General features: G+C 68.9%; 17 protein-coding genes. 5 read left to right on the plus strand and 12 right to left on the minus strand.

The window, feature by feature from the left end:
• Positions 1–5 precede the first annotated feature (5 nt).
• The 3 genes from N555_RS0102375 to N555_RS25505 all read left to right on the plus strand — a co-directional run bounded on the left by N555_RS0102375 (position 6) and on the right by N555_RS25505 (position 3,549).
• Entirely contained in the window at positions 6–1,034 is a 1,029-nt protein-coding gene (locus N555_RS0102375; protein ID WP_197028882.1) for an ABC transporter ATP-binding protein, read from the plus strand.
• Positions 1,031–2,068 carry an ABC transporter ATP-binding protein gene (locus N555_RS0102380; RefSeq protein ID WP_081865920.1) on the plus strand — a complete coding sequence of 346 codons (1,038 nt, stop codon included), beginning with the start codon at positions 1,031–1,033 and terminating at the stop codon, positions 2,066–2,068. Before N555_RS0102375 ends, N555_RS0102380 begins: the two co-directional genes overlap by 4 nt.
• A gap of 77 nt (positions 2,069–2,145) precedes the next feature.
• Positions 2,146–3,549 carry an MmgE/PrpD family protein gene (locus N555_RS25505; RefSeq protein ID WP_081865921.1) on the plus strand — a complete coding sequence of 468 codons (1,404 nt, stop codon included), beginning with the start codon at positions 2,146–2,148 and terminating at the stop codon, positions 3,547–3,549.
• Between the two features lie 61 nt (positions 3,550–3,610).
• Here N555_RS25505 and N555_RS0102390 read toward each other — a convergent pair whose 3' ends face one another.
• The 4 genes from N555_RS0102390 to N555_RS25515 form a co-directional block, all read right to left on the minus strand.
• Complete coding sequence (locus N555_RS0102390; protein WP_029429900.1) at positions 3,611–4,138, minus strand: FAS1-like dehydratase domain-containing protein; 528 nt, start codon at positions 4,136–4,138, stop codon at positions 3,611–3,613.
• A gap of 463 nt (positions 4,139–4,601) precedes the next feature.
• Entirely contained in the window at positions 4,602–5,384 is a 783-nt protein-coding gene (locus tag N555_RS0102395) for an enoyl-CoA hydratase/isomerase family protein (RefSeq protein WP_029429901.1), read from the minus strand.
• Between the two features lie 348 nt (positions 5,385–5,732).
• Entirely contained in the window at positions 5,733–6,308 is a 576-nt protein-coding gene (locus N555_RS26550) for an MBL fold metallo-hydrolase (RefSeq protein ID WP_029429902.1), read from the minus strand.
• A gap of 283 nt (positions 6,309–6,591) precedes the next feature.
• Positions 6,592–7,398: an enoyl-CoA hydratase-related protein gene (locus tag N555_RS25515; RefSeq protein WP_051683617.1), complete on the minus strand. Its 807-nt coding sequence runs from the start codon at positions 7,396–7,398 to the stop codon at positions 6,592–6,594.
• 145 nt (positions 7,399–7,543) lie between these two features.
• On the opposite strand from N555_RS25515, the gene N555_RS0102415 reads away from it, so the two are divergent.
• On the plus strand, positions 7,544–9,115 hold the full coding sequence (locus N555_RS0102415) for an AMP-binding protein (protein ID WP_029429904.1): 1,572 nt from the start codon (positions 7,544–7,546) through the stop codon (positions 9,113–9,115).
• 185 nt (positions 9,116–9,300) lie between these two features.
• Here N555_RS0102415 and N555_RS0102420 read toward each other — a convergent pair whose 3' ends face one another.
• The gene (locus N555_RS0102420) at positions 9,301–10,920 is read right to left on the minus strand and encodes an AMP-binding protein (protein ID WP_029429905.1); all 1,620 of its coding nucleotides are present in this window, start codon (positions 10,918–10,920) and stop codon (positions 9,301–9,303) included.
• A gap of 19 nt (positions 10,921–10,939) precedes the next feature.
• On the minus strand, positions 10,940–11,836 hold the full coding sequence (locus N555_RS0102425; protein ID WP_081865924.1) for an enoyl-CoA hydratase: 897 nt from the start codon (positions 11,834–11,836) through the stop codon (positions 10,940–10,942).
• 130 nt (positions 11,837–11,966) lie between these two features.
• Between N555_RS0102425 and N555_RS0102430 the strand changes: the two genes are divergently transcribed.
• On the plus strand, positions 11,967–12,761 hold the full coding sequence (locus N555_RS0102430) for an SDR family NAD(P)-dependent oxidoreductase (RefSeq protein WP_051683620.1): 795 nt from the start codon (positions 11,967–11,969) through the stop codon (positions 12,759–12,761).
• 101 nt (positions 12,762–12,862) lie between these two features.
• Here the strand turns inward: N555_RS0102430 and N555_RS0102435 are convergent, their stop codons facing one another.
• From N555_RS0102435 to N555_RS0102460, 6 genes are all read right to left on the minus strand, one after another.
• Positions 12,863–14,011: an acyl-CoA dehydrogenase family protein gene (locus N555_RS0102435; protein WP_051683622.1), complete on the minus strand. Its 1,149-nt coding sequence runs from the start codon at positions 14,009–14,011 to the stop codon at positions 12,863–12,865.
• A complete protein-coding gene (locus N555_RS0102440; protein ID WP_051683623.1) occupies positions 14,008–15,624 on the minus strand; it encodes an acyl-CoA dehydrogenase family protein in 1,617 nt (538 codons plus the stop codon). Before N555_RS0102440 ends, N555_RS0102435 begins: the two co-directional genes overlap by 4 nt.
• A 62-nt stretch (positions 15,625–15,686) precedes the next feature.
• Positions 15,687–16,229: a cupin domain-containing protein gene (locus N555_RS0102445; RefSeq protein WP_029429910.1), complete on the minus strand. Its 543-nt coding sequence runs from the start codon at positions 16,227–16,229 to the stop codon at positions 15,687–15,689.
• A gap of 77 nt (positions 16,230–16,306) precedes the next feature.
• The gene (locus N555_RS27255) at positions 16,307–16,498 is read right to left on the minus strand and encodes a ferredoxin (protein ID WP_029429911.1); all 192 of its coding nucleotides are present in this window, start codon (positions 16,496–16,498) and stop codon (positions 16,307–16,309) included.
• Positions 16,499–16,523: 25 nt separating this feature from the next.
• Positions 16,524–17,672: an amidohydrolase family protein gene (locus N555_RS0102455; protein ID WP_029429912.1), complete on the minus strand. Its 1,149-nt coding sequence runs from the start codon at positions 17,670–17,672 to the stop codon at positions 16,524–16,526.
• Between the two features lie 98 nt (positions 17,673–17,770).
• Entirely contained in the window at positions 17,771–19,243 is a 1,473-nt protein-coding gene (locus N555_RS0102460; protein ID WP_051683640.1) for an aldehyde dehydrogenase family protein, read from the minus strand.
• Positions 19,244–19,315: the final 72 nt, after the last annotated feature.

Genomic DNA, 19,315 nt, shown 5'->3' on the forward strand with positions numbered 1-19,315 from the left:
TGGCCATGAAAGCCCTTCCCCTGCCGACCTCGCCCGACGGTGACGTCACCGATGCCGTCCTGACGGTGACCGACCTGTCGGTCGAGTTCCAGACCGAGCATGGACGCGTCCGGGTCCTCGACGGCGTCGACCTCCAGGTCCCCAGCGGCAAGACCCTCGGCCTCGTCGGCGAGTCGGGATCGGGCAAGACGGTCACGTCGCTGGCGATCATGGGTCTGCTGGACCGCCGCGTCGGCCGGATCAGCAGCGGGTCGATCCAGTTCGAAGGGCAGGATCTCGCCGCTCTCGACGCCCGTCAGCTACGCCGCATCCAGGGTGCGAAGATCTCTATGATCTTCCAGGAGGCGCGGCGCAGTCTCGATCCCGTGTTCACGATCGGGGACCAGATCGCCGAGTCGGTCCGCATCCACGAGGGCCTCAGCCGCCGCGAGGCCTGGAAGCGGGCCATCGAGATGCTCCAGCTGGTCCAGATTCCCGATGCCGAGCGCCGGGCACGCGAGTACCCCCACACGTTCAGTGGCGGCATGTGTCAGCGGGTCATGCTCGCCAGTGCCCTGGCCTCCCGCCCGTCGCTCCTCATCGCCGACGAGCCCACCACCGCACTCGACGTCACGGTGCAGGCGCAGATGCTGCGGCTGCTCCGGACGCTGCAGGAGGAGATGGGACTGGCCATCCTGTTCATCACCCACGACCTCGGGGTCGTCTCCGAGATGTGCGACCGCGTCGCGGTGATGTACGCCGGCCAGATCGTGGAAGAGGGTGACGCCACGCAGGTCTTCGGCCATCCCCGCCACCCGTACACCGAGGGTCTGATCCAGTCGTTGCCCGAGAGCGCGGTCGCCCGCGGCCGGCTGGCGGCGATCCCCGGGAGCGTCCCGCCCGCCCACGCCTGGCCGCAGGGCTGTCACTTCGCCGATCGCTGCCGGTACGCGGTCGACGCCTGCAGGTCCGGTCCGATTCCCCTGTTGAGCCGGGACGGCAGCGCCACCCGGTGCATCCGAGCCGACGAACTCTCCCTGGCAGGCGTGCGATGACCGATGTCCTTCGGCTGAGCGGGATCACCAAGTCCTTCGTCACCGGCCGCACGCTGCTGGGCAAACCGAACAGCTACTTCCATGCCGTACGCGGGGTGACCCTCTCGGTCGCGCGCGGCGAGACGGTCGCGGTCGTGGGTGAGAGCGGTGCCGGGAAGTCGACGGTGGGGCGGCTCGCGCTGCGACTGATCGAGCCCGACGACGGCGGCATCGAGTTCAACGGTTCGGATCTGCGCGCGGCTTCGAAGGAGGACCTCCGGCGACTGCGCGGCCGTATGCGCATGATCTTCCAGGACCCCTACTCCTCCCTCGACCCCAGCATGGTCGTGGGCGACACGGTGGCCGAGCCCCTCCTCGTCCACACGAAGATGTCCGCCGCCGAGCGGCGGGCGAAGGTCCTCGACCTCCTCCAGCGGGTGGGTATGGACACCCACCACATGGACCGGTTCCCCTATGAGTTCTCCGGGGGCCAACTGCAGCGCATCGCGATCGCCCGCGCGATCACGACGGACCCGGACCTGATCGTCTGCGACGAGCCCGTGGCCGCCCTGGACATGTCCATCCGCGCGCAGGTGGTCAACCTGCTCCGCGACCTGCAGGTAGAACGCGGCATGGCCTACCTGTTCATCACCCACGACCTGTCGCTGGTCCGCCTGATCGCCGATCGCGTCGTCGTCATGTACGCCGGGCAGATCGTCGAGTCGGCCACCACAGAGCAACTGTTCGCCGAGCCGCGTCATCCGTACACCCGCGCCCTGCTTGCTGCCGTCCCGGTTCCCGACCCCAACCGGCGGAAGAGCCAGACAGCCATCCCGCTGGCCGCCGTGCAGGGGAAGCCCCCGGCGAAGGGCTGCTCCTTCGCGCCCCGGTGCCCGCTCGCCACGGAGGAGTGCACCGTCGAGGCTCCCCCGCTCGCCGAGGTGGCCGGTCACGACGTCGCGTGCTACCACGCGGACCACGTACCGGTCGCGGAGCTGTCGGAAGGAGCGCCCGGGACGCCGCACCCGCGGACCGAGTTGCTCGACCCCCACTGAACCGACACCCCATCCCTTCGACCAGGCGGCTCGACGATGTCTTAGGGCTCGCGGCAACCGAGACGGAGCGATCCCTCATGAGTGACGAAGTCGTTGGCGCCACCCGAGCCCTGGCCGAGAGGCTCGTCGCCCTGCGCACGTCTCCCCCGCCGCAGCACGTACTGGCGCGGGCTCGGCACTGCCTGCTCGACTGGACCGGGGTGACGGTCGCGGGCGTGACCGAGGACGCGGGGCGCATCGCCGGTGACCTGGCGCTCGACGAGGCAGCCGACGGTCCGTGCACGCTGGTCGGCCGGCCGGGGCGCACGACGGCCCAGCTGGCGGCGCTAGCCAACGGAGTGGCATCGCACGCCCTGGACTTCGACGACGGCAGCTCCCTGATGATGGGGCACCCGTCCGTGGCCGTGGTCCCCGCGGCCCTGGCCGTGGCCGAGGGCCGGGGGGCCAGTGGCCGCGACCTGGTCACTGCGACCGTCGCCGGCATCGAGGCGGCGAGCGTCGTCGGGGTCCTGGTGGGGAAGAGTCACTACGTCGCCGGATGGCACGGGACCGCCACGATCGGCACCTTCGGCGCGGCGGCCGCCGCAGCGCACCTGCTGAACCTCGATGTGCCGCAGACGCAGCACGCCCTCGGGCTTGCCGCGACCCAAGCGGCCGGGCTCAAGGCCATGTTCGGCACCATGGGCAAGCCCTTCCATGCCGGCCGAGCCGCCATGAGCGGCGTCCTCGCCGCCCAGCTGGCAGCGCGAGGCTTCACCGTCAACCCCGACGCCATCGAAGCCGAGCAGGGGTTCGCCTCGACCGGCAGCACCACGTTCGACCCCGCCGCGCCGGCTCGCGAGCTCGACGATGGAGAGCGCTACGGCGTCGAGGCGGTGTCGTTCAAGCACCACGCCTGCTGCGGCGGCACGCACCCCACCATCGACACCCTCACGCGGCTGCGCCGGCAGTACGACTTGACGGTCGACGACATCGAGGACGTGCGACTGCGGGTGAGTCCGCTGATCGCAGGCATGTGCGCGATCGAGGATCCCGCCTCCGGCCTCGAGGGCAAGTTCAGCATCCGCTACTGTGCCGCCCTCGCACTGGCCGGCCGGGGCGCCGGTCCACAATCGTTCGAGGACGCCGCCGTCCAGGACCCGGACATCCGCGAGCTGATGGCCCGGATCGCCACGGAGTCGATCGACGGCGACTGGACGGACGTCGAGCTGGAGGTCCGGCTACGGGACGGCCGGACTGTCCGGGCCACCGCCGAGAGCAGCTCCGGTGAGACCGCGGGCCTGCGACACCTCGATGGCGGCGAGCTCCGTGACGAGTGGACCGCCCTGGCCGGGAAGTTCGACCTGCTGGTCACCCCACGACTCGGAGCCGAGGTCGCGGCCGAGCTGGTCGGGCTGATCGATGCCCTGGACGACCAGCCGTCGCTGACGGCACTGACGAACCTGCTCCAGCCGCGGGCGGAACTCCCGCTCGTCGACTGAGCCGGGCCGGCCCGTCATCGACGGGCCGGCCCACGACTCCCCCGCCGCGAGCACCCGCTCGTCAGCGTCGGATCACCGTCTGCGTGACGACGACGAGCAAGTCGTCGTGCTGGTTGGTATAGGTGGTCTCAGTACGGATGAAGACCATCGGGTTGTCGTCACCGCCCTGACGCTCGCTGATGTCGACGTACTTCGACCGTGCCGTGATCACGTCGCCGACGCGGGCCAGTCGGTGGAAGCGGGCCTCACTGCCGCCGTTGAGCACCCGCTTCACCGGAAGGTCGATCAGCGGCAGCCCCGGGGTCCGGCCCATGTCGAACAGCCCGTCGTCGTCCGGGTCCGCCGCGAACGCCTCGAACGGGTCGGGCGTCCCGGGGGCCCGTTGGAAAGCGAACACCGGGAACAGTGGCGGTGCAACCACTTCGCCGTACCGCGACTCGCTCGCTCGTCTCGGGTCCCAGTGGACCGGATCGTCCTCCAGAACGGCATGGACGAAGCGACGGAGCAGTTCTTCCGACACGGGCTCGGATGAGCGCGGCTCGGACTCCATGCCGATGAGCGAGCGCATTTCGTCGGTGACGATAGCCATGAGGGTTCCCATTGCATAGGCCGTGGGGCGATTGACGACGAGCGTGGCGTCATGAAGTCCGCGACGGGTGGACTCAACCCTGCACGTGGTGCTCTTCGTCCACAGCGTCTGGGCAGCAGACCCCGAGAGATGCGTTCCTGCGATTCCGCCGACCCGTTCGGGAGCTCGCCGACGCGGTATCCCCGGCGATGTTCCGAGCGGGCGGCGGCAGCAGCCCCCGAGCAATCCCGAGGTCGGCAGCCATGCAGTCACCGCCCGAGGCCAAACCACCCGTGGCCCTGCGCCCCGGGCCGTGAACCTCGCCGGCAGCTCCGCCTGGACTCCCTCTGCTTGATCGGGATCGCGGATCAGCCCGAGCGCCCCGTGCGCGCCGCCGAACGCGAGCAGCGCCGCACGGGTGACCCGGCTTGCTCTCGTGGGGCTCGAGGTGCGCCCGGCAATCGATGAGGCGTCGGTACGCCCTCTACTCGCCCGTGAACTCGGGGGGCGGCTGGCGCTCCGCCACGGCCGCCCGCGCCTTGATCGAGTCGTCGGTGCCCTTGAGGAAGTATGCCCAGGCACGCTCGAGTTCGTAGTGCTCCATGGTGTTCATCGACTTCTTGACAAGCTGGCGGACTGCCGCGACAGTCAGCGGCGGCCGCGCCGCGATCGTCTTGGCGACTTCGACTGCGGTGTCGAAGAGCTGGTCACGGGGCACGACCTGGTTCACGAGATCGTGCTGGAGCAACTCCTGGGCCGGGATCCTCCTGGCATTGAGCAGCCAGTCGAGCGCCTTGTGCTTGCCCACCATCTTGGCCAGGTAGTTGCAGGTGTTCGAGAACGGCGGAAGGCCCACATCCATCTCGACTGCACCGAAGACGGCGTCATCGCTCGCGATGATGAGGTCGCACATGTGCGCGAGCTCCCACCCGCCACCGAGGCAGTAGCCCTGAACCGCGGCGACCATCGGCTTGGGAAAGTTGTGCAGCGTCTCCCACATGTTTCCGAATGCGTACTTGTACGCGAGCCGCTGCCCGTTGGACCAGTCGAGCTCGTCGTGGCCGCCGAAGTGGTTCGTCGGCCGGATATCAGCACCGGCACAGAACGCGCGGCCCTGCGCGCTGAGCACCACGACCCGCACATCGAGGTTGGCGCGCAGCTCCTCGAGCGCGTAGTGGACGTGGATCTCGTTCGCGCCGAGCGGGTTCAGCCGCTCCGGCTCCGCGAGCTGGATGTGCCCGATCTGACCGTCGACCCAGACCTCCACGGACTCCGGGTGGGGAAGCTTGGATCGATCGGCGACCCAGGGTGAAGGCATACGGGCTCCTTGATGGTGTACAGCCAGGTGAATGGCGCTGGGCATCGGACGTTACATGGCCGACGGTGCCTCACACACCTTGCCTGGATGTTGGATGCAGACCGAGTCTTTACCCTGACAGGAACTCGTTGCGCGCAGGGTCACCGACGCGCACCTGCTGGAGCGCGCCGCACGCCTCTCGGATCTCAGCCGACCGACCACCCCGGCTTGTCGAGGCAAACACGGGCAGCCACGCGCGCGATCGCACCGACGACCGCGGAGGCCGACGTGGACGGCCGGCCGTCCACGCGCGGTGAGTCAGGCGGTCCCGCCGGGTGGCTGATCCACCCATTCGTCCAGCTGCCGGAAGGTTCCTTCGGGATCGCGGATCATGCAGGAGCGCACCTTGGCGCCCGTGGGGTCGCCGTATGCCGCACCGTCGTGGTCGGTGATGGTGCCTTTGATGCCCGCTGCCCAGACCCGCTCCATGATGCTGTCCAGATCACGCACCCAGAAGCCGACGTGGCTGATGCCATAGGTCGCGGATGGGAAGAACGGGCGGCCGTCCACGCTCGCCCAGCCGATGTAATCGATGTGGAAGTGGGAGAACACGACGTCGGTCACGTCGGTCGGGGAGAAGCCGGCCTTCGCGAGGTTGCCCGGCAGCTCGCCGCCCTGCAGGGGGCCCATCGCGTTCGGGCCGAACCCCGTGTCCACGAGGACGACCCGGTCATGACCAACCAACAGGAGTCCGCCCATGGTCAACTCGACCGTTCCGTCGTCGTGGAGGAGCTCCGGGTGGCGGTCCCAATCCTCTTGCTCTGCGCCGAGCCCGGTCCACGGGTGCCCGTCTGCGCCGAGGTCGCTTGCAGTTGTGCCGGAGTCGCCCGCCACTGACCGTCCCGGATCGGAATGATCGTCCAGTCTCCGACCGTCATGGGATCGGCTGTGGGCGCATGGAACGCGGATGTCACTGTTGACTCCTTGAGACATGACGATCGGCGATCTGCCTGACGAAGAATCCGGTGTCCTGGAGGTCGTCCAGACAACTGCCCGCCGGCGCGCGCAGCAGGGTGGTCAGGTCCGGTGGCGTCGCCCCCGACCGGAGGCGCCACACTCTCGAGGTCAGGTGTCCGTCGGCCGGGCGGGCCATCCCGATCACCCTCGTGCGTGCCCGTCAACGGTTCTGCCACCGGGGCCGGCGCTTCTCCAAGAAGGCGCGGACCCCCTCGGCAGCGTCTGCGCTCCCTTTCACCTCGTCGAAGTTCGGGCTGCGGTGGGCAACCGCCTCGGCGGTGTCGGCGAAGCCGCCCAGCTCGTCCAGGTCCGCCAGGGAAGCCCGCACCGCAACGGGCGAGCCCTCGAGAATCTCCGCGGCCAACGCCCGGGCGCCCTGGAGCGCGAGGCCCGGGCCGACCACTCGGTTGACCACACCGTGCGCCTGCGCCTCGACGGCTCCGAGCCGGCGACCGGTCAAGACGAGCTCGGCTGCCAGCTTCGGTGGGAGACACCGGGGCAGGCGGGCGAGTCCTCCCGCCGCCGCCATCCGGCCGACCCGCACCTCGGGAAGCGCGAACCACGCCGTCTCATCGGCGACGACGAGGTGGCAGGCGAGGACGACCTCGAATCCCCCGCCCACGGCGATCCCGTTGACCGCCGCGATCACCGGCTTGGGCAACCGCCGGCGTCGTGTCAGGCCGGCGACTCCGTTCTCCGGCAGCCAGAGCCGTCGTCCCGACGTCAGGTAGGCGAGGTCGGCGCCGGAGCTGAACGCCTTGTTCCCGGCCCCGACGAGGATGGCGACCCAGAGATCCTCGTCGGCGAAGTAGGCGTTGAAGACCTCGTCCAGCTCGTCGTTCGCCGGGGGGTGGAGACAGTTGCGGACGTCGGGGCGGTTGATCGTCACCTCGAGGACATGCCCTTCCCGCCGCACGAGCAGGTGGTCGTACGACTCGCGGAGTCCGCTGGTGTGCGACGAATGCATCTGGTCCACTCCTGTTCCCGATGCCGCCCTCGCTGCGGCTGACGTCGAGCAGGGGCACCGCTCGGCTGCATGCCTACACGGAACACCTAGACTCCGGTAACATCCGCAGGATCCTGGATACACCCCATGAAGGGAATGCACAGTGGTGACCGCTACACCAGACGTCGCCGGACGCTCCTTCTGGCAACGGGCCGAGTTGCTCGGGGACAAGCCCGCGGTGATCGACCCCGATGGCACCGTGGTCACCTATGCCGAGCTCTTCGCGGCGGGGAACCAGGTGGCTAACGGCCTGATCGGCCTCGGCCTGAGCGACGATGAGGTCGCCGCGACGATCCTGCCCAACGGTCACATCGTCTACGAGATCTTTTCCGCCGTCCTGCAGTCCGGCACCTACTTCACCCCGATCAACCGGCACCTTCAGGCCGACGAGATGGCGTTCATCCTGAAGGACAGCGGTGCGAAGGCCTTGTTCACGCACGTCTCGCTGGTCGACATCGTCCGCGAGGCCGCGGACATGGCCGGCATCGCGGAGAACCGCCGCTTCGTGGCGGGCGGGGAGGTCGAGGGCTTCACGTCCTACGAGGCCTGGAAGGCCGAGCAGAGCACGAACCTCCCCACCGTGCGCCGTCCCGGGCACCGCCTGTACTACACGTCGGGAACGACGGGCCGGCCGAAGGCCGTGCTGAGGCCGCGGCCGACCGGCGACCCCGACGCCGCCTCGTCGGCCTTCACCCGAAGGTTGTTCTCCAACTCCGGTCTGGGTCTCGGCGAGGACGAGGTGCACCTGGTCCTCGGACCGATGTACCACGCGTCACCGCTCGGTTTCGGAATGGCGGCCCTGCACCTCGGGCAGACCGTCGTGATCATGGACAAGTGGGACCCGGAAGACACGCTGCGCCTCATCCAGAAGTACAAGGTGACCGCGGCGCACTTCGTCCCGACGATGTTCCATCGGATGCTTCGCCTACCCGCGGAAACCCGCGCCGCGTACGACGTGTCGAGCTTGCGCAGTGTCGTCCACGCCGCGGCACCGTGCCCGCCCGAGGTGAAGCGGGCCATGATCGAGTGGTTCGGGCCGATCGTGTGGGAGTACTACTCCTCCTCGGAGATCGGTGGCACGCATGTCAGCCCCGAGGAGTGGCTGCAGCGCCCCGGCACCGTCGGTCGCCCCTTCCCCGATGCGCAGATGCGCATTCTGGACGAGAGCGGGAACGAACTGCCGGTCGGTGACGCCGGCCTGGTGCACTTCAAGGTCGCCACGACCTTCGAGTACAAGGGCGACCCGGGCAAGACGGCAGCAGCCCGGCACGGTGACTTCATCACCGTCGGTGACATCGGCTACGTCGACGAGGAGGGCTACCTGTTCCTCTGCGACCGTGCCGCCGAGACGATCATCTCCGGCGGGGTGAACATCTATCCGGCAGAGGTGGAGGCGGCGCTGCTGATCCATCCCGCCGTCGAGGAGGCCGCGGTCATCGGCGTCCCCGACCCGGACTGGGGCGAATCCGTCAAGGCTGTGGTACAGCTGAGCGAGGGGTGGACGGCGTCCTCCGACCTCGAGGCAGAGCTCATCGAACACTGTCGCGCCCGAGTGGCGAAGTTCAAGGCCCCCCGGAGCGTGGACTTCGTCGAGACCGTGCCGCGCAACCTCAGTGGCAAACTGCTGCGCCGCGCACTCCGCGCCCCGTACTGGGAGGGGCACGACCGCAAGATCTGAGCCGAACCGGCCGGAGCCGTACTCGACCCCTCGGGGACGGGTACGGCTCCGGCTTCTGCTGCTGAGCGTCGCCCGTCGCCCCTCGCGGCGTCCAGCCCGGCCGTGCCTCAGTGGTGGAAGGCCTTCCGCGCGGAGGACTATCCACCGGCGGACACCCGTGTGACAGCTCGGCCAGCCCCCGGCGCTCACGGAGCGGGTTGCGGATCCCGGTTCTCGTCGATGAACGACTGGCGGAGCGCGGCCTTGATCACCTTGCCGCTCGCCGTACGCGGGAGCTCGGGGACATGGCGTACGTGCTCGGGGCTCTTCTGAATCGCCAGGCCCGCATCGAGGACCAGGCGACGCAGTTCGTCCAGCCCAGGTCCGCCGGCCGGACCCGGGACCACGAAGGCGCAGGCCCGCTCGCCCAAGGTCGCATCCGGCACGCCGACCACGGCCACGTCGACGACGTGGTCCCCGCGCCGCAGCGCCTCCTCGATCTCCTTCGCCGACAGGTTCTCCCCGCCACGGATGACGATGTCCTTCGACCGGCCGGCCACCGTCACGTACCCATCAGCATCCACGCTGCCCAGATCTCCAGTCCGCACGTACCCGTCGGCCGTGAACGCCCTGGCGTTCACCGACGAGTCGACGTACCCGAGGAAGATCTCGGGACCCGCCACCTCGATCTCACCGATCGCGCCGTCCCGGCCATCGCCACCGGCGGCCAGTCGGAGCAACGTATCGTCGATGAGGCGGCCGTCGGTCAAGGCCGCCTTGTCCGGCGGGGCGTCCGGCGGAACGCACGTGACGGTCGGCATCTCGGTCATCCCGTAGACGCGCAGGATGGCCACGCCGAGCTGCTGCGCGGACTCCATCAGCGATGCCGGGATGTCGGCGCCGCCGCAGCGGAAGAATCGGAGGGACGACAGCGCCTCAGCTGCATCCGGATGCGCGAACATCTGCTGGATGAAGGGGGTCGCCACGACGGAGTAGGTCACGCCGTGGCGGGCGATGAGTTCCAGCCCGCGATCGGCATCCCAATCACGCTGCAGCACGACGGTGGCCCCGAGAATGATCGGCCCGACCATGCCGTTGAGCAGACCGGTCACGTGCGTCAGCGGCGATGGCATGAAGAAGACATCGTCGCCCGTGAGGCCGAGGAAGTCGACCATGGAGCGCGAGTCGTACGCCAAGCCGGTGTGCGAGTGCAGCGCTCCCTTCGGATCGGACTCGGTGCCCGAGGTGTACAGGACAGCGGCGATCTCCTCGAGCCCCGGAGCGGGGCGCAGGTCGACCGTCGGCGCCCCGAGCTCCTCGCCGGGCCAGTTCGCCCCGGGGGCGGCGTCCAGATCGATCGCATGGGTGGTCCGCAAGGTCGGGACCGCCTCCGCCACCCGCCGCGCCATGGCCGCGTGGTCGTGCTTCCGGTACTCCCGGGGCACCACGAGCACGGTGGCCCGGGTCTGCTGGCAGATGAACGTCAGCTCGCGGTCCCGGAAGATCACCACGACCGGGACCGAGACCGCCCGCAGGCGGGCTACGGCGAAGAACAGCACGACCGCATCCACGCAGTTGGGTAACTGCCACGCCACCGCGTCCCCCGTCCCCACGCCGGCGCTCTCGAGGAACCGGACGCACCGGTCGACGAGGGTATCGAGCTCGGCGAAGGTGACACTCACCGTTCCCTCGACGACCGCCGCCTTGTCCGGGGTGCGGGTCGCGCTCGCGCGCAGCGCGTCGTCGAGGGCGCCGGCGCGCCACAGCCCGCGCTTCGTCCAGTCGGCGCGCCAGCCGGCCGGGGGGAGATGAGTGGCGGTCAGCATCCGCGACAACCGTCAGGCGTCAGGCGGACGTCGTCGCGGGGGCCGCCTCAGGACCGTCAGAACTGCCGGGGCGGTTCCACAGCGGGTCCGACGTGCGGATGTTCGCCGGCAGTCCACTGGGGTCCATCGGCGACCCGAAGAGCACTTCGTTGTGCGCGTGCGCCAGCTGGTGCAGGCCGAACGAGTTCTGCGTCGCGACCTCGTGGCCCTGCGCGTCCACGGTCGCGTTGATGGCGGACTTCACGAGCTTCACCGCGAGCGCGGGCTTGGTCGCGATCTTGCGGGCGAGCTCGACCGCGACGTCGCGGATCTGGTCGTCCGGCACCACCCGGTTCACCATGCCGAGCTGCTCGGCCTCCCGAGCCGTCCAGGAGTCGGCCGTCATCAACAGCTCCTTGGCCTTGCGGGGCCCAAGCTCCCACGGGTGCGCCAGCCACTCGATGCCGTTGATGCCGAAGTTGACCACGGGGTCCTGGAAGACCGCTCCCTCCCCCGCGATGATCAGGTCGCAGACCCAGGCGAGCATCAGGCCGCCGCCGATGCACTTGCCCTGGACGGCGGCGATCGTCGGCTTGGAGAGGTTGCGCCAGCGGCGGCACATGTCGAAGTAGATCTCGTGCTCACGGGCGAGGCGCCCCTCGGCCCCCGGTGCTGCCCACCCGGCCCAGGTACCCACGCAGAGGTCCGTCTCGGTGTAACGCGCCGGGTCGGTCAGGTCGTGACCGGCTGAGAAGTGGCGGCCCGCGGCCGCGAGCACGATGGCTCGGACGTCGTCGTCACGCACCGCGCGGTCGAAGGCCTCGTTGAGCTGGTAGGTCATGGGCACGCTCTGCGCATTGGCCTTCTCCGGCCGGTGCAGCTCGATGACAGCCACACCCTGGCCGTCCTTCTCATAGCGCACGATGTCGAGATCCACCCCCGGAGATTACAAGATGTATCCCGCATCCAGCAATCCTTCGAGCCGCTTGACCGGCCGTGCATACCGTGCCGAGGATGCATCCCGAATCTCGTACCCGGCGGCGCCGCCGCCTCTAAGGAGCAACGAAGTGACCGACCCACTGACCGTCTTCCGCTCGGACACGCTGGCAGGGAAGTCAGCCCTGGTGACCGGCGGAAGCCGAGGCATCGGTGCCGAGATCGCGACGACCCTGGCCCGACTGGGCGCGTCAGTCGTCCTGGCCGCGAACGACGCCGACGGCCTCGCGGCCACCGCCGCGGCCATCAAGGAGGCCGGCGGTTCGGCCGAGGCGGTGTACGTGGACCTGAGAGACCGCGCGGCGGTCGACGACCTCGCGCGGCAGTGCCGCGACGTCGACGTCCTGGTCAACAACGCCGCACCCGAGCAAGGGCCGGTGCCGTTCCAGGAGACGACCGACGACACCTGGGACCTGTTGTACGACCTCAACGTGTGGACGCCGGTTCGGCTGATGCGCGCCATCGGACCACGGATGGGCGAGCGCGGCGGCGGCTCGATCATCAACGTCTCGTCCGTCTCCGTGTCGTCCCCGGCCCCCCGCATCGCCCCGTACGCCTCCAGCAAGGCCGCACTCGAGGTCATCATGCGGGTGCTCGTCCTGGAGTGGGGCCCGCTCAACGTGCGGCTCAACGCGGTGGCCCCGTCGATGACCCGGACGGCGCGAGTGGCTGCGTTGCTGGCGGACCCCGAGTTCGAGGCCCGGGTGACCGGCCGCATCCCGCTCGGCCGGCTGGCGCAGGTGTCCGACATCGCGAACGCAGTCGCCTGGTTGGTCAGCGACGCTGCCAGCTTCGTGAGCGGTCAGGTCATCGTCACCGATGGCGGAGGCTCGGCCGGCTTCTTCGCCCCCATGCCGAAGGTCTGAGCTAAGCGGCCGGCGGACCGCTCCGTCGCCGTCGTCGTCGCGCGCCAGAATGACGAGAGCCCCCGGCCGTGCGGTCGGGGGCTCTCGTCATGGTGGCGGGATCACAGGCGGATCCGTCGGGCAAGCTCTTCGCGGTAGACCTCGGGGCCCCCGAGGAGCACGGCTGTGCTGTGCGCACGACGGAAGTACAGATGCGCCGGGTGCTCCCATGTGAAGCCGAGCCCGCCATGCAGGTGGATGCAGTCGTAGGTCGCCTTACGAGTCTCGTCAGCGCAGCGTGCTCGCGTGGCGGCCACGGAGGCCGGCGCCAGCGGGCTGCCCTGGTCGGCCAGCCAGGCGGCCTGCTCTACCAGGACGCGGCAGGACTCGAGGGCGAGAGACATGTCGGCGCAGGCGTGCTTGATCGCCTGAAACGAGCCGATTGGCCGGTTGAACTGGACTCGCATCTTGGCGTGCTCAACGCTCATCTGGAGGACTCTGTCGATGATCCCGGTCTGCTCCGCCGCGATGGCGATCGAGAAGCGGTCCATTGCCTCGGAGAAACCCTGCGCGACGCTGTCGACGGTCCCGATCGGTCGAGCCGGCACCGCCTTGAGCGTCAGCCTGGCGAAGGCACGACCGAGGTCCAGGGATTCCAGCCGGTCGATCGTCAGGCCCGGAGCCGCGGACTCGACCGCGAAGAGCCGGACGCCGTCCTCGGCCCGAGCCACCACCAGAAAAAGATCGGCCTCCGCGCCGTCCAACACGGTCGGCTTGACCCCGTCGAGCAGGTACCCGTCGCCGCTCCGTCGCGCCGACGTGCGGACGTCGGACACGTCCGGGCGGTCGGATTCCGGACCGGCCACGGTGGCGATGAGCTTCCCGGCCGCGATGCGCGGCAGGTACTCCTGCATCGCCGCTTCATCTCCGCACGCCAGCAGTGCAGGGACGGCAAAGCCGACGGTCGCCAGGTACGGGCCCCCGACCAGCGCGCGACCGAACTCGTGGAAGACGAGCCGCTGTTCGACCCATCCGTAGCCCGCACCGCCGTAGACCTCCGGGATGGCCAGACCCTGCAGCCCCAACTCGTTGGCCATCATCTGCCACCGCGCGCGGTCGAATGCCTCAGGTGCGGCAGCAAGCCGGCTTGCCTCCGACTCGGGGAAGCGCTCCGCGGTGAACCGGCGGACCGTCTCCCGCAGCGCCTCGTGTTCGGGCTCGAGGGCGACTCCCCCAGCCGCGACCTCTGCTGCGGTCAGCACCGTGCTCATGCCTCTGCCTTTCCAGCGGCGCCCACAGCGACGACGGACGGGTCGGCCCCCGGCCGGGACCGTTCCGGCGCCGCCTCCATGACCCGGGCACCTAGCCTTCGGAGCTCGTGGAAGGACATCCCTCGGCCGACGGAGGGCTCCCGCGGGAGACCGAGCGAGCGCTCGGCGATGACGTTCTTCACGATCTCGTCCGTGCCTCCCCCGATGGCCAGGCCCGGGGAGATGAGCAGACGTGCGGCCCACTGCTCGGCGTCCGGCTCGGCCGGGTCCCAGGCCACGGCACTCGACCCGGACAGCTGCACACCCAGCCCGGAGACCAGCTGGATGAACTGAGAGGATGCCAGCTTGTTGAGCGCCCCCTCTGGCCCGGGCGCTTCACCGGCGAGCACGGCCCGCTTGGCCCGCTCCCTCATCAGCTGGATCACCAGCTCGCCGGTCCAGGCCTCGGCGATGCGCTGCCGCCACACCGGGTCGTTCGCGAGTCCACGCTCCTGAGCCTCCATCGCGATCATCGTGGCGTTGCCCCCTCGGAGCGCCGTCGATCCACCCACCGACACCCGCTCGTTCGACAATGTCGTGCGAGCGCACCGCCACCCGTCGCCCGGCCGGCCGATCACCTGGTCGTCGGGAACGAAGACGTCGTCGAAGAAGACCTCGTCGAACTTCGAGTGTCCGGTCATCTGACGGAGAGGACGGACGTCCAGTCCCGGGGCCCGCATGTCGACGATCAGCATGATCAGGCCCTCGTGCTTGGGGACCGATCCGTCGCTGCGAGCAAGCGCGAGGCCGAAGTCCGCCGACCGCCCACCGGAGGTCCAGACCTTCTGCCCGGTAAGCCGCCAGCCCTCCTCGACACGCTCAGCACGCGTGGCGATCGCGGCGAGGTCGGAACCCGCATCGGGCTCGGAGAACAGTTGGCACCAGAGCTCCTCCCCTCGGAGGAGTCGCGGCAGGTATCGCGCGCGCTGCTCGGGTGTGCCGTGCACCCGGATGGTGGGACCGCACATGCCGAGCCCGACATTGAGCGGGGCGGTCGGCAGCTCGTACGCGGCGGACTCCTGCGCGGCGACGACGTCGTACTGGGGGGACAAGCCCCGTCCCCCTGCCTCCTCCGGCCAGGTGAGCCCCGCGAAGCCGGCGTCGTACAAGGCTGCCTGGTACGCCTTCGCCGCGGCGATCGTGGCCGCGTTCGTCTCCTCGACGGCTCGAACGGCTGCACCCACCGTGTCCTGAGTAGGCACCCCCGACGCCGCGAGCCAGTCGCGCAGGCGCGCTCGAAAGGCCGCGAGGTCCCCATCGGCTTGGTGATGGTCAGCCGCCATGTCCAAGAGCTCCTCGATCGATCCCACCAGTGAATCCTGGATTCGAAAATAGATGAGCTCTGGACCGGCGTCCATGGTCTGCGCAATGTGCCGTGTGCAGCTGCCGGTCGGCGAGCGGATCCGGCGCCTCACGCAGATGACCGGCGACGTGACTGGGGCCACGACTGTCGTACGGAAGGTGAACGTTCCGAGCGTCACCTGGCCGATGGCGAGACGGCACGTGACATCGACCATCAGCGCTCGTCCGGTGAAATCCAGAGAGCGCATGGTCGTCGAGACGTCAACGACCATGCGCTCTCTTGCGACCGTTCGCGGGACGGTCGTACGACCCGGCCCGGTCCGCAGGCGTCCTGTCAGATCGTCGACGCGCCCTCGTTCGCGAAGAGCGGATTCGTCCCATCGGCCTTGATCCAGCGCTTCGGGTTGTCTTCCACCCACCTCGTCTCGAGCTCGCTCAGCGACCCCTGGCGGATCTCGAGGTAGGTCGCGCCTTCGGCACCTGCGCGGATCGTGTACACCTCGTGAGCCCGTGAGAAATACCCGTCACCCGGAGCGAAGCGACGCTTCCCGCGGTAGATCTCCCCCTCGAGGACGACGATGCTCTGGGGCATGTTGTGCGAGTGGCGGGGGATGGTGATGTTGGGCGCGGCCTTGATGTACAGCAGGTTGAAGGTCTCGCCCGCGACGTACTTGAATTGCGTCGCGCCGTCGAAGAACTTCTGGAGATCGACCGTCCCGATGATGGACTCCGGCCAGTACTTCCCGCCACCCTCGCCGTTCGGACCCACCACGGCGGGAACCCACTCGAGCTCGTCCAGGAAGAACAGGGAGGCACTCGCCGCGGTTTTTTCACCAAGCGCCGCGCCGAACCCCTTGGCATCCACCGTTGCAGCCATCTCAGACCTCCACTCATATTTCCATGGTGCGACAGGCAACCGGCCTGTGCGCATGTCACCGACACCCGGTCACGGGTTCACTCGACGGTGATGGCGCCCTCAGGGCAGCTGCGGGCCGCAGCACGCGCCGTCTCCAACTGATCGTCCGAGATGCTCGACTGGAGCACCCGCGCATAACCATCGTCATCGAGTTCTATCAGCCCGGGTGCCATGGCAGCGCACACCCCGTGCGCCTGGCAGAATTCCGAGTCGACATTGAGCTGCGGCACTACGTTCTCCTTGCCGGCGGGTCGTTCAGGCGGTCGTACGAGGGAAGTTGAACAGCTCCCGCGCGTTGGTCTCGGCGATCTTGGCGGCGTCGTCATCAGGGACATCCGCCATGGCCTTGGTAAGGAGCTTGCGACTGTCGGGCCACTGCGAGTCGTTGTGGGGGTAGTCGCCCTCCCACATCAACTTGTCGGTACCGATGTGCTCGTAGGTGGCGAGCGCGAAGCGGTCGTCGATGAAACAGCTCCAGAAGTTGCGGTTGAACAGCTCCGTGGGCGACAGCTCGCGGTGGACGTCGACGCGCGTGCGCTCCCAGGTGTAGTCCATGCGCTCGAGGAGGTAAGGAACCCAGCCCGACCCACCTTCTGCCAGCGCAATCTTCAGGCCGGGGAACTTGAGAAGCATGCCGGAGAAGATGATCTCCGCGGCGGCGGACATCGAGTTCAGCCCGCACAGAGCGATCGAGACCGCCTCACTGGAGTCCTTCGACGGCACGACGAGTTCACCGGAGGTTCCGATGTGCATGCACAGCGGCAGCCCGGTCTCCTCAGCGGCATCCAAGAACGGCGCCCAGTGCTCGATGTTCCACCAGGACGGAAGACCCAGCGGAGCAGGGTTCTCCGTCATGGAGATCGCCTTCGCCCCCTTGGCGGCGGTGCGCCGGATCTCCTCCGCTGCAGCCTGCGGATCCCACACGGGAGTAATAACCGCGGAAATGAAGCGGTCCGGCGCCGAGCCGGTCCACTCGTCGAGAATCCAGTCGTTGTAGGCCCGGACGCATTCGAGCGCGAGGTCCCTGTCCTTGCCCTCGAGGAAGCGCGTGCCCGCGAATCGCGGGAAGGTCGGGAAGTTGAGACCGGCGTGCACCCCGTCGGTGTCCATCGCGGCAACCCGGGCCTTGACGTCATAGCACCCGGGGACCATGTCGTCGTAGTGGCGCGCGTGGAAGTCCTCGCCCGTTCCGTCGGTGCGGAAAACCCGGGTGCGGGGGCTGCCCTGGAGGTGCAGCGGGTAGAGGTCGCCCTGGTAGGACCAGGCCTGGGTGTGCCCGGGCTGATCGACGATGCGCGGGCCGGCTTCCCGCATTGCCGCGGGAAGGCGATCCGACCACACGTTCGGAGGCTCGATGACGTGGTCGTCGACGGAGATCAGCTGGACGTCGTCAGCCAGAGGCATAGCAACTCCCGGGGTTCTTCGGGCCGGCACGGTCGTCGGCGGCGGTTCGTCCTGGATCCAGCATACGCGCGCCTCGATGGGGTCTACAAGCGCCGATGCTAGGACGGCAGGTGCAGGGACTTGATCTGCAGGTATTCCTCGAAACCGAACCGGCCGTACTCGCGGCCGATACCAGATCTCTTATAACCCCCGAAGGGCGCATACACGTTCGTGGCGGCACCGTTGACGTAGACCGCACCCGTCCGGATCCGCCGGGCGACGAGCTCGGCCCGGGCGACGTCGGCCGACCAGACACCGCCCGAGAGCCCGTACTGGGAATCGTTGGCGATCCGGACGGCGTCCGCGTCGTCGCGGTAGGGGATGAGACAGAGGACGGGTCCGAAGATCTCCTCTTGCGCGATGCGCATCGAGTTGTCGACGCGCGTGAACACGGTGGGGCGCACGTAATAGCCGCGGTCGACCCCTTCGGGCCGGTCGGGCCCCCCGACGAGCAAGGCTGCGCCATCCTCGAGGCCGGCCCGGATCATGCCGACGACGCGGTCGCGGTGCGCGGCCGAGGCGAGTGGTCCGACCACGGTCGCCGGATCGAACGGATCACCGACCCGCATGTCTCCCACCACCGCGGAAAGGACCTCCTCGGCAAGGTCCAGCCGACTCTGCGGCACCAACATCCGGGTCAGCGCGGCGCAGATCTGGCCGCCGTTCATGAAGGCACGCTGCACCCCCTGGCTGACGGCGTCCCGGAAGGCGTCGTCGGAGAGGTCGTCCAGCAGGATGTTGGCACTCTTGCCACCGAGCTCCAGGCCAACCCGCTTGATCGTGGTGGCCGCAGACTGCATGACCTTCGTACCCGAGGCGGTGGAGCCCGTGAGGCTCACCATGTCCACGTCCGGATGGGCGGACATCGCCTGCCCGACGGTCGGGCCGATGCCCGGCACGAGATTGAACACTCCAGGCGGGAGACCGATCTCGTCGAGGACCTCCGTGAGCACGTAGGCGTCCAACGGCGCAACCTCGCTCGGCTTGGCCACGACGGTGCATCCGGCCGCCATTGCATAGGCGACCTTCTTGACCATCTGGTTGAGCGGGAAGTTCCACGGTGCGATCGCCCCGACCACCCCGACCGGTTCGCGGACGACGAGGCTGTGCTTGATCCGCTCCTCGTAGGCGAAGTCGACCGCCACCTCCGCCGCGACGCGGACGAAGTGAACGGCCCCACCGACCTGCACGACACGGCAACCTTCGACAGGCATGCCCGTCTCCCGGGTGATGAGCGTGGTGAGCTCGTCGGCCCGCGCAGCCAGACCGTCTGCCGCCTTCGCCATCAAAGCCGCGCGCTCACCCACCGGCGTCGCCGCCCATTCGTCGAACGCGGCCCGAGCCGCCTCGACTGCGTGGTCCACATCGGTCGGATGCCCTTCGGGCGCGCAGCCCATGACCTCCTCGGTCACCGAGTCATAGACTTCGACGACACGGGCGGACGCACTCTCGACCCAACGGCCGCCGATGTAGACGTGCCGACGATCGTGTCGCCGGTCCCGCTCGGACCCGGCGCCGTGACCCTCGTCCATGTCCACCCAGACCTTTCGACAGTGGCTGTTGCCCCGCTTCGTGGCGCCGCTTCCAAAGATGCGCCTCGCTGG

It is taken from the genome of Blastococcus sp. URHD0036, from assembly GCF_000701365.1.
GTDB lineage: Bacteria > Actinomycetota > Actinomycetes > Mycobacteriales > Geodermatophilaceae > Trujillonella.